Origin of the sequence: Candidatus Corynebacterium faecigallinarum (genome assembly GCF_052264515.1) — a bacterium.
Classification (GTDB): Bacteria; Actinomycetota; Actinomycetes; order Mycobacteriales; family Mycobacteriaceae; genus Corynebacterium; species Corynebacterium faecigallinarum.
Genome location: NZ_JBQQOC010000002.1, coordinates 1 through 13,262 on the forward strand (window position 1 = coordinate 1; position 13,262 = coordinate 13,262).

Below are 13,262 nucleotides of genomic sequence, written 5' to 3' on the forward strand. Positions count from 1 at the left end.
TGTTAGGCGGGATGATCGCCGGGATTGTCCAGATAGCCCGCGCCTGAGTCAGCGCAACAGTTCCAGCGCCACCGGCAGTAGGTCGGCCTGCATGGTGCCGTCGATCACCGAGATGGACGCCCCGCGCCGGGCTTCCCGGTCGAGGACGACCACGGAGCAGAACCCGCTGGCGGCACCGTTGTGCCACGCGAGGTTGGGTTGCAGCATCCATCCTGCGCCGATGCGCACACTGTCGGTGCTGTCGTTCCGGAACAGCGGGGTGAAGGCGTTCTGCCAGCCCGGCAGCGGGTCGTTGAGCATCCGCTCCATCAGCACGGACATGTCTTCGGCGGACGCCCGGATCCCGCCCGCCGGCGCGTAACCCTCGCCTGTCCACTGCTCCTGGGAGCGGTTGACCACGCTCAGGCCGTGGGCGTCGCGGGGTCCTTCGGTGTCACCGGGGGAGGGGACGTGGATGGTGGGACGCCCCACTGGTCCGGCGAGGCGGTCGGCGACGAGTTCCGGGTAGGACGTTCCGGCTGCCTTGGCCAAAGCATGGCCGAGGGCGGACCCGCCGAGGTTCGAGTAGTCGAAATGCCCCGGGCGTGCGGGAGCTGCGCGGAGTTGGACGACCAGGTCGTCGAGGGTCTCCGGTTGAGGGTCCAGGCCGTGGAGGAGTCGCCAGGTGATCCGGAGTGACGTACGTCGTCCACCCCCGGTCGACGGAAGTCCGGAGGTGTGGGTCAGCAGGGACTCCAGCGTCGCCCGGCCAGCAGCGGTGCCGTCCAACGGGAGGAACTGGTCGAGGGTGTCCTGCGGTCGCACCAGCCCCTCGGCGACCATGGCGGAGTAGATCAGTCCGTTGAAGGCTTTTCCGACGGAACCGAGCAGGTAGGTGTGGTCCGTCGGCGTGCCGATCCCGCTGACCCGCGACCCGTCCGGTGAGACCACGGCGAGGGACGCACCGAACAAGGTCGGTTTCTCGGGAGCGAGTCGTCGGAACTGCGTGACCAGGTCATGATCGCCGTATGTGGGGGCCTCGGAGGTGAGGTGTCCAGAGGGAGTAATCGTCGTCCTCCCCGGCATCCCGGCGGGATTTCTTCCTGCGACGTGCGATCGCCTCGGCGCCCGTTGCGATCTGGAGGGGAAGGGGGCCGGTCGCCCAGTCCACAAACGTCAGGATTCGGTTTAAGGTTCTCTTCACGGCACCGTTCTTTCTCATTGCATTACTCCTGCGAGGCAGGCGAGGAGCGGGACAATGCGGGCAACAGGAATCTCGTAGGATCCGCGTCCTGCCTGGTGCACCCAACCTGCAGCGACGAGTTGCCGCAGGTGATGGTGCAACTGACCGGTGGTGCCGAGATGGTCCATAGCTGCGAGATCCGCGGTCCGGTGGGTGCCGTTGAGGATATGGCGCAGTAGTTCCAGCCGGACCGGATTGCCGAATGAGGTGAAGGACGCGGCGTAGGCACTCCAGTCGGTCTCCAGGAGGTTGCAGTGTCCCCGCTTCAGCAGTCTGACGCCGTTGGTCGCCGACGGAACCCGTTCACTCCGACGGCGGGTGCTACTCCACCCCTGATGGTCGGAAGGGGTGATGAACTCGACGACTTCAAGGAGTCCATTGTCGACGGCCCCGGTCCTCCGGGGCTGCTCACTCTGGTCACTGGTCCGCGAGGGACGGGGAAGACCGTCATGCTCAACGCGATGGAAGATACCGCGAGGTCCGAGGGGTGGTTGCATCTGTCGGAAACGGCCACCACCGGGCTTATTGAACGTCTCAGGGACGGTGTCGCCGGACTGGCGGAAAAGACGGGTGGCGAAGACCGGTCGCATCCGCCTATCACCGGGGTCTCCACTCCGGTGGGAGGCGTGAACATCGAGTACACGGATCGCCCGGACAGCAGTCTCCGGCAGTCCCTCTCGCAGCTCCTCGACAGCCTGGAGCGACACGGGACCGGAATCGTCATTTCCGTCGATGAGGTTCATGGTGGAGACCGCGAGGAGTTTCGGCAACTGGGAGTGCTCGCGCAGCACCTGGTCCGGGAGCAGCGTCCATTTGCGCTGATCCTGGCAGGTCTGCCAGGTGCGATCTCCGACCTGCTCAACGATGCCGTACTGACCTTCCTCCGACGGGCAGAACGTGTGGAACTCGGGAATGTCTCGATCCACGATGTCCGGTCAGCTCTGCAGGACCCCATTGAGAGATCCGGTGTCACCGCAGACGAGGAAGCTCTTGACGCTGCAGTGGCGGCGACTGAAGGGTATCCGTTCATGATTCAGCTGGTCGGATACAACGTGTGGCGATGCGCGGAAGACGGTCATATCGGGGTGGATGAGGCTGCCAAGGGGATTGACCGGGCGCGGAGGAGGCTCGGAAACCTGGTTCATGCGACCTCGCTCAGTGATCTCTCCGATGTTGACAAGACTCTTCTCGTGAATATGGCGAAAGACGACGGCACGAGTTCGGTATCGGACATCGCTGAGCGGATGGGCGTACGGAAGAACTACATTTCGGTGTACCGGCAACGGCTCCTTGATGCCGGGGTGATCAGGGCAGCAGGCCCCGGATGGATAGAGTTCACCCTGCCCGGCCTGAGGGACTATCTCCGGGACCACGCGGCTACCTTGGTCCGCTCGCGCCGCGCGTAGCATCACCTGCATGACTGAACTGAGCCCCTTCCCCGACGGTGCCGTGGTGCGTCCTGCCCGCCCGTCCGATGTCCCCGGCATCCTGGACTGCATCCGTGCCCTCGCCGTGTACGAGAAGGAACCGGACGCGGTGGAGAACACCGAGGAGATGCTTGCCGGGACTCTCTTCGGGGAGAATCCGCAGGCCTTCGCGCATGTCGTGGTGAAGGACGAACAGGTCCGCGGCATCGCCCTGTGGTTCCTGTCCTACTCCACCTGGACCGGACGCCACGGCATCTGGCTCGAGGACCTCTACGTCTATGAGCGCTTCCGCGGCTCCGGCTATGGCACCGCGCTGCTGTCCGCGCTCGCTGCGATCTGCGTCGAACGCGGCTACAGCCGCCTGGAGTGGACGGTGCTGGACTGGAACGAGCCGTCCATCGCCTTCTACCGCTCCATCGGTGCTGTCCCGCAGGACGAATGGACCACCCAGCGTCTGATCGGCGACGACCTGGCCACCCTCGCAGGGCGCTGACGATCATGGCCGCAAAGACTCCCGCAATGTCCCCCTCTGACATGCCGTACACCGAGGTGCTCGACCGGGTGACCGGTCCGCGCCGCGCGGAGGCTGACGACCTGGTCGCTATGATGCGGGAGGTCACGGGAGAGGAGCCGGTGGTGTGGGCCGGCCGGATCATCGGTTTCGGAATCGGACGCTACCGCTACGAGTCCGGTCACGGCGGCACTGTACCCCTGGCGGCCTTCGCGACGAACGCCCGTCAGCACACCGTCTACCTGGGCGGCGGTTTCCAGGAGAAGTACCCGAAGCTGCTCGGGGAGCTTGGGCCGCACCGGGCAACGACCGGATGTCTGCACGTCACGCGACTGTCGAAGGTGGACGCCAGCGTCCTGCGCATTCTCGTCGAACGCACGGTGCGCGTTGCCAGGGCGGTGGACGCCGCGGTCGACGACGACCAGGAACCGAGCTGAGACTGCAGCTCGCGGAGACCCCGGTGCTCCGGCATGTCTGGCTCCTGACAAGGAACACAATCAGCGCAGGTCAGCGTCGATCCAGGCATCGATTTTCCGCCACCAGTGGTACAGCCAGTCGACCCGGTCCGTGTAGGTGGCCGGGATGTCCTCCGGGGGCACGTACCAGCCCTTGACGTGGAGCGTTTTCTCGATCGGCAGGGCCTTCCATATCTCACCCAATGACTCGAACTTGTCGAGGCCGGTGTGTGCGACGAACACCACGCCGGCATCGGGCTGCGCGTCGATGGCGGCGAACAGACCGCCGGGGCGGGGAGCCAGCACATTCGTCATTCCCGCCGCCATCTCTGCGTGGTCATCGTGGCCGTCCTCGGTGAGTTGCTTGATCCGTGCGAGGCGTCGACCTTGGGTGAAGTTGCCGCCCTCGGGGAAGACGATCAGTGTGTCCCTGTCCTCCATGGCCGCGGACATGGCGGCGATGCGGTCGACCGAGCGGGCACCACGCTGCGGATTGCGGGGGTCGGTGAAGGACGTGGGCTGCAGGAACACCATCGACAGCCGGTTCATCAGGACGTCGATGGCCGGGTCCCACTGCAGGGTGTCCTTCAGCACGATGCGCGGGTTTCGGTGGAATGCGTTGAGCAGACTGTGGATCAGGGTGAAGGAATCTCCGGGTCCTGCATGCCGGGACGCGAGCACCTGTGGCCGGTCACCGTGTCCCTGTGTGGTGCCGAAGTCGCCGTAGTAGCGGATGCTCAACCGCAGGCTCCAGTCCACATAGGTGAACAACACCCGAAGTATCCAGGCGGTCAACCGGTAGTGCGCGGCGCGGAACCAGGGACTGTGGATACGCCAGCCGAACCCGGAGATGATCCACAGGCCGAACAGGGACACCAGCAGTGCACCCTCCAGGACCAGGTAGATCACCAACACGCCCAGGACCCGCACCGCCCTGCCGACCTTGGGAATCAGTCCCAGCGCCACGATAGCCAGCAGATACAGCGGTATCGTCCAGACCAGCACGGCGGCCAGTGCCACCACCGCCGGGGCAAGGACGACCCGGCGGAACCAGGTGGGTGGCAGACGGGGGCTCATGGTGCTGCTCATGACAATTCGGTGTCTCCACCGCGCACCGTCATGCCGTCGCGGGACGCGATCGACAGGTCGCCGTCCGGGTTCATCCGGTGGTCCACCGTGTGCTGGGCGGCGAGGAAGGCGGAGGACCGTCGGTAGGCCTGCTCCATGCGGTCTTCGGAGCCGGTGAGTGTCGGAATCGTCGCGTTGCGCTTGTCGCCAGGGGGCACGCCCCCGGACGGGAGGACGTGGACGGTCACGCCGTCCGGCAGGGTGGCCAGATCGCTGGCGAACCGGTGGCGCCGGGCGATTTCGAAGGACACCCGCATCGACCCGATGATGTTCGTGGGGCGGTGCAGTGGCTCTTCGATGCGTCCGACCTGCATCACGTAGATCGTCTTCGCGCCCATGGCGATCGCCTTGCCCAGTGGGATGGACGCCACGAGGCCGCCGTCGTAGAGGTGCTCGCCGTTGATCCGGGTCGGCGGCAGTAGCCCGGGGACCGATGCTGAGGCCATCACCGCCGGCAGTAGCGGGCCCGAGGTGAACCAGCGTTCGCAGGCTCCTTCCACGCTCGAGGCGACGGTGGCGAAGGGGACGGCCAGGTCGGCGAAGGTGGTCTCGGGGTCCAGGGACTGGGTGAGCAGGTCCTTCAGTGGTGCCGGAGACAGCGTGTGGTTGCGCAGTCGCACCAGACGGGCTGCCTGGCGGAACAGTGATTGTCCGTAGACCTTCCGGGCCTTCTCGGAGGTCCATGCCTCCATGAGTGGTTCGACGGCGTCCGTGCTGGGGTGTGCGGCGATGAGCGCACCGTTGATCGCGCCGATGGATGTTCCGACGACCAGGTCGGGGACGATTCCGTGTTCGAGGACGGCCCTGGCCTGGCCGACCTCGACGGCGCCGCGGATTCCCCCGCCGCCGAGGACGAAGGCGACGGGCCCTTCAGGTTGTGTGCGGGTGGACATGACTAAAGGGTAGTCGGGTCGGTCGGCAGCTCCCCAGTGGTTACACCAGCGTGGAGTGGGCGGGCTGCGGAGAAAAGTGACGGTGAACTGGGGGAAATGAAACATGTGTAGGTACCTGTTGACCTTTGCAGGTACCTGAGTACCCTATAGTGCACAGGTACCTGAAAGACAGGTGCCGAAGTATCTCGGAGGAGAGAACATGAACGACAACACTGAATTCAACAACATTGCCGACCGAGACCTGGCCAGCCAGTTCACTCATGTGGCGATGATGATGCGCCGGCTCGACATGTCCGGTCACCCCGGTCGACCTTTCGCAGGGATGCGCGCCGGGCAGGGGCGCGTCCTGCACGTCCTGACGCTGCGTAGTCCCATGCCTCAGAAGGAACTCGCGTACATGCTCGGCGTACGGCCGCAGTCGCTCAGCGAGCTGCTCGGCAAGCTGGAGTCCGCCGGACTGGTCGAACGACGACGAGATGACGGTGACCGCAGGACGGTGATCGTCGAGATCACCGAGGACGGTCGCGAAGCCACTGCCGAGACTCCCGAGACGGACGACCCCTTCGACGTCCTCAGCGACGAGGAGCAGGAGCACCTGGCCGATATGCTCGACAGGGTCGGCGCGTCCCTGCGTGCGAAGTTCCCGGACCGTGATGGCAGGGGAGGTCGTGGCGGCGGACGCGGCGAGCGCGGCGGTTACGGTCGCGGCCACCACGGACACCGCGGCCACCGTGGCCACGGCGATCACCCCGGCACCATGGAGATGACCATGATCTGGGGCCGTCGCCCCCGATTCGCCTAGTCGCCCCCGCGCAAAAAGCCCCACCGAGGTGGGGCTTTCCTCATACGCGGGAAGAATCAGGCGTTCACGGTGGCGCGAGCCTTCTCGGCCGCGGCGACGAGCACCTTCAGCGCGGCGGTGGTCTCCTCCCAGCCACGGGTCTTCAGACCGCAGTCCGGGTTGACCCACAGCTGGCGTGCCGGGACGGCCTCGAGGGCGTCGGCGAGCTGCTTGTCGACCTCGGCCTGGTCCGGCACGCGCGGGGAGTGGATGTCCCAGACGCCCGGGCCGACGGCCAGCTCGAAGCCGGAGTCCTTCAGGGCGTGCAGCACCTGCATGCCGTTACGGGAGGCCTCGATGGAGGTGACGTCGCCGTCCAGGTCCGCGATGGTGCCGATGAGCTCGTTGAACTCGGAGTAGCACATGTGGGTGTGGATCTGGGTGACGTCCTCGACGCCGGCGGTGGCCAGGCGGAAGGAGCCGACGGACCACTGCAGGTAGTACGGCTGCTGGGCGGCGCGCAGCGGCAGCAGCTCACGCAGGGCGGCCTCGTCGACCTGGACGATCTTCGCGCCGGCGTCCACCAGGTCGTCGATCTCGTCGCGCAGGGCCAGGGCGACCTGGTCGGCGGTCTCGCCGAGCGGCTGGTCGTCACGGACGAAGGCCCAGGCCAGCATGGTCACCGGACCGGTGAGCATGCCCTTGACGATCTTGTCGGTGAAGGACTGTGCGGTCTTGAACCACTCGACGGTCATGGCCTTCGGGCGGGTGACGTCACCGAACAGGATCGGGGGCCGCACGCAGCGGGAGCCGTAGGACTGGACCCACGCCAGGTCGGTGGAGTGGTAGCCCTCGAGCTGCTCGGAGAAGTACTGCACCATGTCGTTGCGCTCGGGCTCACCGTGGACGAGCACGTCGAGGCCCAGGGCCTCCTGACGCTCGATGACGTCCTTGATCTCGGCGACCATCGCGTCGTGGTACTGCGCGTCCGAGAACTCGCCGGTGCGCAGCTTGGCACGGGCGGCACGGATCTCGGCGGTCTGCGGGAAGGAGCCGATGGTGGTGGTCGGCAGCGGCGGCAGGTCCAGCTCGCGCTCCTGGACCTCACGACGCTGGTCGAAGGGGTTGCGGTGGCGGTCGGCGTCGGTGATGGCACCGGTGCGCTCGCGCAGCGCGGCGTTGCGGGTGCGCTCGGAGTTCTTGCGGGACGACACGGCGGCCTCGGCCTCGGCGACAGCCTCGGCGTCACCCTCCTTCTCCTCACCACGCAGGGCGCGGGACAGGACGGCGACCTCGGCGACCTTCTCGGCGCCGAAGGCGAGCCAGCTACGCAGCTCGGAGTCGTCGTCGAGGCTGGTCTCCTGGGCGAGGGAGTAGGGGACGTGCAGCAGCGAGGAGCTGGTGGAGACACCGACCGGGCCGCGGGCGGCGAGGGCCTTGAGGGTCTCCAGGGCGCGGGCCAGGTCGGTGCGCCAGATGTTGCGGCCGTCGACGACGCCGGCGAGCAGCTGCTCGGAACCGTTCCAGGACGGCAGCAGGTCAGCGTCGGCGATGTTGGTCTCGTCGGACTGACGCTCGTCGGTGCGGCCGGTGACCAGGTCGACACCGAAGGCGGCGATGCCGGTGCCGGTGAGGGTCTTGATGGCCAGGTCGCCGTCGCCGAAGTAGGTCTGGACCAGCAGGTTCAGGTCGGTGGCGGCAGCGAGCTTCTCGTAGCCGGCGCGGGTGCGGGCCAGCAGGTCGGCCTTGCGGTCGGAGTCCTTGTCGACGTCGGTGACCAGGTAGGGCTCGTCGAACTGGACCCAGTCGGCGCCGCGCTCGGCGATCCGCGGCAGCAGGCGGGCGTAGGCCTCGAAGACCTCCTCGAGGTGGGTCAGCGCGTCCGAACCGTCGGTGGTGCGGGCCAGGGCCAGGTAGGTCAGCGGGCCGATGAGGACCGGACGTGCCGCGGTGCCACGGGTGAGCTGGTCGCCCAGGTCGGCGAGCAGGGCGGCGTCGTCGAGGCGGAACTCGGTGTCGGCGGCGAGCTCGGGGACGATGTAGTGGTAGTTGGTGTCGAACCACTTGGTCATTGCGGAGGCCGGGAGCTCGGCGGTGCCGCGGGCGGCGGCGAAGAGACGGTCGACGAAGGCGGGCAGTCCGTCGTTGCCGTGGTCGTCGATGTCGGCCACGCGGGCCGGCAGAGCGCCCAGCAGGGCGGAGGTGTCGAGCATCGAGTCGTAGAAGCTACGGCCGATGGTCGGGACGGAGTCCAGGCCCTCACCGGTGAGACGGTCGGCTTGCTGGTTGACCAGCTGGGTGGCGACGGTGGCGAGGTTGCGGCCGGTGGTCGCGTCCTTCCAGTAGGTCTCCAGGGCCTTCTTGAGCTCGCGCTTCGGGCCGATGCGCGGAACCCCGGCGACGGTGGCGTTGATCTGTGCGTTCACGAATGATCCTTCACGTGTGGATGTACGGTTCTCGCCGTCGGTGCGAGACGTCACGCGCGGATTGTCCCTCCCCGGGCACACAAAAGCCCCGGGACGTGGACGGCGCAGGCCACAGGTGTGGCGGGCGGGTCCGCACGCTACAGGACGGCTCACATGTGTGGGTGTGTCCTGCAGGTTCGACCTCGTCCGGGGCTCCAGGAGGTCAAACTCGACTCTCGTCGACTGCTTCGGGCACTAGGTAACCAGTAGACCGCTTGGTCTGTCAAGCGGTTCGTGTGATTCCAGTTCACCCCCGGCGTTCAGCCACCACATAGGCGGCCGTCATCGCGAACGAGAGCGTGTCGTCCCCGGCCCTGTCGAAGAATTCCCGTTCAGCTCGTTCTTGCACGTCAGCAGTCTGTGCCAGGAAAGTCCGACCAGCAGTTCCCACGCCACCGGACACGCCCCGCCACAGGTCCGACGGTGTGACCTCCCAGTCCCAGGCGAGCGACCCGGTAGGCCAGATCGTCACCGCGGCGCGACCGGCCGGACGCAGCACCCGCGCGATCTCGGCCATGCCGCGCCTCGGATCGGGGAGATGGTTGACCAGGAAGTTCGCGGTGACCACATCGAAGGTCCCCGACCCCAGCGGCAACTCAAGCGCTGAGGCCCGGTAGGTCGCCGCCAGCGGCACCCGCTTCCGCGTCCGCGCGACCATCGCGGGATCACTGTCGACGACGGTGACGTCCCGACCGCGCTCCACCGCGGCTGCCGCGAGACCGCCCGTACCGCATCCCAGATCAAGATGACCAGTCTCCCCACCGCTCGCTGAGGTGTCGGCGAGCATCCGCTCGACCGTCCCGGAACACAGCGTCCCGAAGGACACCTCGTAGGACTCGGCAGGAAAGGTCATGCCGCAGACGCTACCCGCCTGTCTTGCCCCTGGCGCGTCGACTCGGCACAATGTGACAGGTCACCGCCCTGCGCATCCCCGAGGTGACATACGGGAGCGCGTGGGCCATTCCACCTGCCCCAGGAGCCCTCGTTGCGTCCGCTGTCACAGTCCCTGCGTATCGCTCTCGTCTCGATCGCCGTCGTCATCTACGCGGTGACCTGGCTCTACCTCGTCCTCAACCAGCCTGACGACTCCGACTTCACCTCCATGGCGGATTCGGCGTCCACCACCATCGCCCTGGTCGGATTCCTGGTCCCCACCATCATGGCGCCGATCGCGGTGATCCCCACCTTGCCGGTGCGCACCCTGGCGCTGATGCCGGTCGCCCTGGTGCTGAATATCGTGGTCGGTCAGGTCGTGGGCACCATGGGCCTGCCGCTGCCGCTGTACCTCGACTCCTTCGGTACCGTGCTCGTCGGTGTGCTCGCCGGACCAGCCGCTGGCCTGGCCACCGGCGGTCTCTCGGCGATGGTGTGGGGCACGTTCAACCCGACCATCATCTGCTTCGCCGCAGGCTACGCCCTGTTGGGTCTGGCCGCGGGCCTGGTGCGCAAGCTCTTCGAGTCCTCCTGGTGGAAGGTCGCCCTCGCTGCCCTGGTACTCGGTTTCTTCTCGGCGCTGGTCTCCGCCCCTGTCGCCTCGTTCATCTTCGGCGGTACCGCCGGCACCGGCACCGGTCTGCTCGTCAGCTTCTACCAGGGCCTCGGTGCCTCGCAGACCACCGCGGTGTTCCTGCAGTCGTGGACCTCCGACCCGCTGGACAAGCTCATCGTCTTCCTCGTGGTGTGGGTGGTCGTCCGCTCGCTGCCGCAACGTTCGCGCCGCACCTTCGCACCGGATGACGCTGAGCGTTCTCTGGACCGGAAAGCCGCGCCCGACCGAGTATGAGCCCACTGACCCCGCTCACCGCTGCGGCGTGCGCGATCATCACGGTGATGGTCCTGCACGACGTGTGGGTCTCGACCGCCTTCATCGCCCTTGCCGTACTCCTGGCTTTCGTCGGACGCCGCCACCGCCGTGCACTCATCGCCGGGCTGGTCCTGTCAGTGCCGGCGTTCCTGTCGTATCTGCTGATCTACGTGCCCTTCGGTGATGTGGAGGTCGCCCGGTTCCTGATTCCGGTCACCTCCGACGGTGCGGCGGTCGCCACCGGCCTGGGCCTGCGCTTCATGGCGATGACCTGCGCCGGACTGGTGGTGGGCAGTTTCGTCGACGCGGACGCGCTGATGCGTCGGTTGCAGTTGTCCGTCCCGGCGCCGTTGGTCTACATGGTCGGCACGGTGGTGCGTCTGCTGCCGATGGCGCAGCAGCGGTGGCGGACGATCCGGCAGGTCCAGGCGTCCCGCGGGGTGGACGTCGACACCTGGCGTTCCCGTGGCGCGACCGTCCTGCCGCTGGTCGTCGGCCTGATCGACGATGCCGCCCAGCGCGCCCGGCCCCTGCAGCGCACCGGCATCGGTGAACCGGGCCCGCGCACGCTGCTGCTGCCGGTGCCGGATTCCCTGGTCCAGCAGGTGTGTCGCTGGCTGATAGTCGCCGGAGTCGTCGCGGTGCTCGTCCTTGCTGCGGTGGTGTAGGACGCCGCTCTGTTCGATCGCGTTAGAATCACCGCATGTCTGACAGTGTCTTCCCCGCGTTGATGGCGGTTCTGATCGGTGTGGCGGCGAGTGCGGTGCTGTTCACCCCTTTGTGACGCTGAGTTACCGTCGTCGTGGTCGACCTGGGGGCGGGCAGGACGCTGCTGCGGGCCGCGGCGCTGATCTACTTCTGGGCGATCTGGTCGTACACCCTGCTTCCGCTGCCGGACAGTACATCGGGCTTCCAGTGCGCAGGCACCAACACTGACCCCCTGCAGTCCGTGGACACCCTACGGGTCGCGGTACGACGCCCCGGGGACCCGCTCACCGACCCAGGGGTGCTGCAGCTCGCGCTGAACGTCCTGCTGTTCATCCCGTTGGGGTTCCTGGTGCGTGTGCTCGGCGGACGTGGGATACCCACGGCAGTGCTGGCCGGACTGGGTACCTCGTTGTTGATCGAGTTCACGCAACTCACCGGCGTATGGGGGATCTACGACTGCGCGTACCGCGTCTTTGATGTGGATGACCTGATCACCAACACCGTCGGTGCGCTCTGCGGTTCGCTGCTCGCTCTGGTCGTACCTCGTCGGCACCGGGGTATGGCGCCCACCCAGGACGCAGGTGAACCGCGCCCTGTCACCCGCGGAGGACGTCTTCTCGCGATGCTCTGCGACTGGCTCGGGTTCACCTTGGTCAGCGTGTCCGTGTCCGTCTCCGTACAGCTCATCCTGGATGTGACAGGTCAGCGCGACGCCGTCCTCGAGGGGGAGATCGCCTCGCTGGTGGGGCCGGGTGTGGCCCTCGTCATCTGGCCGGTCGCGGTGCTAACCACGGGCGCGACCATCGGCGACCTCGCCGTGCAGTTGCGGTACCGGGGTGGTGCCCTTCCTCCACCACTCTCCCGGCCGCTTCGTTACCTCGGTGGGATAGGCGGGTACGGGCTGCTCGGGCTCATCCCGGGCATCGGGTGGGTGTCGTGGCTGTTCGCGGTGGTGTGCATCGTCCTCGTGTTCGTGACGCAGCAAGGCAGAGACCTCCCCGGCCTGGTCAGTGGGCAGGAACTCGTCGACGCACGGCAACGCTAGAGTCTCGGCAGGACCTCCGCCACCGACCCGATGACCTCCCCGGTGGCCTCCTTCAATGCATCCGGTGACCAGGGGAAGGAGAACGCCCGGTCAGCCACCGCGTGCATCGACAGGTCGTTCCAGGAGTCGCCGAAGCTGATCAGCTCCACGTCCTCGCGCGGCAGTGCCAGGTGGTCGACAAGCCAGTCCAACCCCGCGCCTTTGGACGCACCGACGGGCAGCACGTCGACGAAGTTCTGGTTCACCACGCACCCCACCTCGTATGACGCGCTGATCTCCCGGTGGATCCGATCGCGCAACTCCTCGTTGTCGGGAATCCGCACCGGCACGCCGACGAATTGGGCGCCGGTGAGCGTGTCGATCCCGGCGATGTCCATGTCCAGGAAGTCGGTGAGGACCGAGGTGGGCGGCTCATTGTTGATCGTCGAGCTGAACCGAACGTCCCGGCCACCGAGCATGGTGCCGTAGACGGAGATGCCGTCGATGCTGGAGAGGTGCTCCACGATCCGGCGCACCATCGCCGGGTCCAGGGTCGAACGGTGCAGGACGTCCCACCGCTGGTCGGTCAGCACAGCACCGGTGAAGACCGCGGAGTAGTCGAAGCTCAGGTCGTAGTCCCGCAGGGCGAATTGTGTGGCGGAGAGGGACTTGCCGGTGGCGGCGACGGCGAGGTTCCCGGCGGCCTGCCAGTCGTGGATGGCGGCCAGCGTGTCTTCGGCGATGCCGTCGTCGAAGAGGATGGTGCCGTCGAAGTCAAAGGCAGCGATCTTCATGCCCGCAAGCCTAGCGACCGAGTCCGGCACCGCGCGTACGCTGGATCCCA

At 67.0% G+C, this 13,262-nt stretch carries 13 protein-coding genes; 7 read left to right on the top strand and 6 right to left on the bottom strand.

All coding sequences use genetic code 11. The annotated features are described in order from the left end of the window. Positions 1-48 precede the first annotated feature (48 nt). Positions 49-1,065 carry a serine hydrolase domain-containing protein gene (locus ACTXPP_RS01185; RefSeq protein ID WP_443340480.1) on the bottom strand — a complete coding sequence of 339 codons (1,017 nt, stop codon included), beginning with the start codon at positions 1,063-1,065 and terminating at the stop codon, positions 49-51. 492 nt (positions 1,066-1,557) lie between these two features. Here ACTXPP_RS01185 and ACTXPP_RS01190 point away from each other — a divergent pair, with 492 nt between their 5' ends. From ACTXPP_RS01190 to ACTXPP_RS01200, 3 genes are read left to right on the top strand one after another with little or no spacing between them, the layout of a single operon-like run. Further along, a complete protein-coding gene (locus ACTXPP_RS01190) occupies positions 1,558-2,628 on the top strand; it encodes an ATP-binding protein (RefSeq protein ID WP_443340625.1) in 1,071 nt (356 codons plus the stop codon). A gap of 10 nt (positions 2,629-2,638) precedes the next feature. Beyond that, entirely contained in the window at positions 2,639-3,142 is a 504-nt protein-coding gene (locus ACTXPP_RS01195; protein ID WP_443340481.1) for a GNAT family N-acetyltransferase, read from the top strand. A gap of 26 nt (positions 3,143-3,168) precedes the next feature. After that, complete coding sequence (locus ACTXPP_RS01200; protein WP_301494456.1) at positions 3,169-3,597, top strand: DUF1801 domain-containing protein; 429 nt, start codon at positions 3,169-3,171, stop codon at positions 3,595-3,597. A gap of 60 nt (positions 3,598-3,657) precedes the next feature. Here the strand turns inward: ACTXPP_RS01200 and ACTXPP_RS01205 are convergent, their stop codons facing one another. Both ACTXPP_RS01205 and ACTXPP_RS01210 read right to left on the bottom strand, forming a co-directional pair. Continuing rightward, complete coding sequence (locus ACTXPP_RS01205) at positions 3,658-4,704, bottom strand: 1-acyl-sn-glycerol-3-phosphate acyltransferase (protein ID WP_443340482.1); 1,047 nt, start codon at positions 4,702-4,704, stop codon at positions 3,658-3,660. Then, positions 4,701-5,636 (bottom strand): patatin-like phospholipase family protein, encoded by a 936-nt coding sequence (locus tag ACTXPP_RS01210; RefSeq protein WP_443340483.1) that lies wholly within the window; start codon positions 5,634-5,636, stop codon positions 4,701-4,703. Before ACTXPP_RS01210 ends, ACTXPP_RS01205 begins: the two co-directional genes overlap by 4 nt. A gap of 199 nt (positions 5,637-5,835) precedes the next feature. On the opposite strand from ACTXPP_RS01210, the gene ACTXPP_RS01215 reads away from it, so the two are divergent. Continuing rightward, a complete protein-coding gene (locus ACTXPP_RS01215; protein ID WP_443340484.1) occupies positions 5,836-6,438 on the top strand; it encodes a MarR family winged helix-turn-helix transcriptional regulator in 603 nt (200 codons plus the stop codon). 56 nt (positions 6,439-6,494) lie between these two features. Here ACTXPP_RS01215 and metE read toward each other — a convergent pair whose 3' ends face one another. Next, positions 6,495-8,843, bottom strand: coding sequence for a 5-methyltetrahydropteroyltriglutamate--homocysteine S-methyltransferase (metE, locus tag ACTXPP_RS01220; RefSeq protein WP_443340485.1), 2,349 nt, complete (start codon positions 8,841-8,843; stop codon positions 6,495-6,497). A gap of 286 nt (positions 8,844-9,129) precedes the next feature. Further along, complete coding sequence (locus ACTXPP_RS01225) at positions 9,130-9,735, bottom strand: class I SAM-dependent methyltransferase (protein WP_443340486.1); 606 nt, start codon at positions 9,733-9,735, stop codon at positions 9,130-9,132. Between the two features lie 132 nt (positions 9,736-9,867). Here ACTXPP_RS01225 and ACTXPP_RS01230 point away from each other — a divergent pair, with 132 nt between their 5' ends. The 3 genes from ACTXPP_RS01230 to ACTXPP_RS01240 all read left to right on the top strand — a co-directional run bounded on the left by ACTXPP_RS01230 (position 9,868) and on the right by ACTXPP_RS01240 (position 12,439). Beyond that, positions 9,868-10,665: an ECF transporter S component gene (locus ACTXPP_RS01230; RefSeq protein ID WP_443340488.1), complete on the top strand. Its 798-nt coding sequence runs from the start codon at positions 9,868-9,870 to the stop codon at positions 10,663-10,665. After that, the gene (locus ACTXPP_RS01235; RefSeq protein WP_443340489.1) at positions 10,662-11,354 is read left to right on the top strand and encodes an energy-coupling factor transporter transmembrane component T family protein; all 693 of its coding nucleotides are present in this window, start codon (positions 10,662-10,664) and stop codon (positions 11,352-11,354) included. Before ACTXPP_RS01230 ends, ACTXPP_RS01235 begins: the two co-directional genes overlap by 4 nt. Positions 11,355-11,488: 134 nt before the next feature. Continuing rightward, positions 11,489-12,439: a VanZ family protein gene (locus tag ACTXPP_RS01240; RefSeq protein WP_443340490.1), complete on the top strand. Its 951-nt coding sequence runs from the start codon at positions 11,489-11,491 to the stop codon at positions 12,437-12,439. On the opposite strand, the gene ACTXPP_RS01245 is transcribed toward ACTXPP_RS01240, so the two are convergent. Beyond that, positions 12,436-13,212 (bottom strand): HAD family hydrolase, encoded by a 777-nt coding sequence (locus ACTXPP_RS01245; protein WP_443340491.1) that lies wholly within the window; start codon positions 13,210-13,212, stop codon positions 12,436-12,438. The genes ACTXPP_RS01240 and ACTXPP_RS01245 overlap by 4 nt on opposite strands. Positions 13,213-13,262: the final 50 nt, after the last annotated feature.

Coding starts and splice junctions, on each gene's coding strand:
- ACTXPP_RS01185 (WP_443340480.1), bottom strand. CDS start 1,065: ATGCCGGGGAGGACGACGATTACTCCCTCTGGACACCTCACCTCCGAG.
- ACTXPP_RS01200 (WP_301494456.1), top strand. CDS start 3,169: ATGTCCCCCTCTGACATGCCGTACACCGAGGTGCTCGACCGGGTGACC.
- ACTXPP_RS01205 (WP_443340482.1), bottom strand. CDS start 4,704: ATGAGCAGCACCATGAGCCCCCGTCTGCCACCCACCTGGTTCCGCCGG.
- ACTXPP_RS01210 (WP_443340483.1), bottom strand. CDS start 5,636: ATGTCCACCCGCACACAACCTGAAGGGCCCGTCGCCTTCGTCCTCGGC.
- ACTXPP_RS01225 (WP_443340486.1), bottom strand. CDS start 9,735: ATGACCTTTCCTGCCGAGTCCTACGAGGTGTCCTTCGGGACGCTGTGT.
- ACTXPP_RS01190 (WP_443340625.1), top strand. CDS start 1,558: ATGGTCGGAAGGGGTGATGAACTCGACGACTTCAAGGAGTCCATTGTC.
- ACTXPP_RS01235 (WP_443340489.1), top strand. CDS start 10,662: ATGAGCCCACTGACCCCGCTCACCGCTGCGGCGTGCGCGATCATCACG.
- ACTXPP_RS01215 (WP_443340484.1), top strand. CDS start 5,836: ATGAACGACAACACTGAATTCAACAACATTGCCGACCGAGACCTGGCC.
- ACTXPP_RS01195 (WP_443340481.1), top strand. CDS start 2,639: ATGACTGAACTGAGCCCCTTCCCCGACGGTGCCGTGGTGCGTCCTGCC.
- ACTXPP_RS01245 (WP_443340491.1), bottom strand. CDS start 13,212: ATGAAGATCGCTGCCTTTGACTTCGACGGCACCATCCTCTTCGACGAC.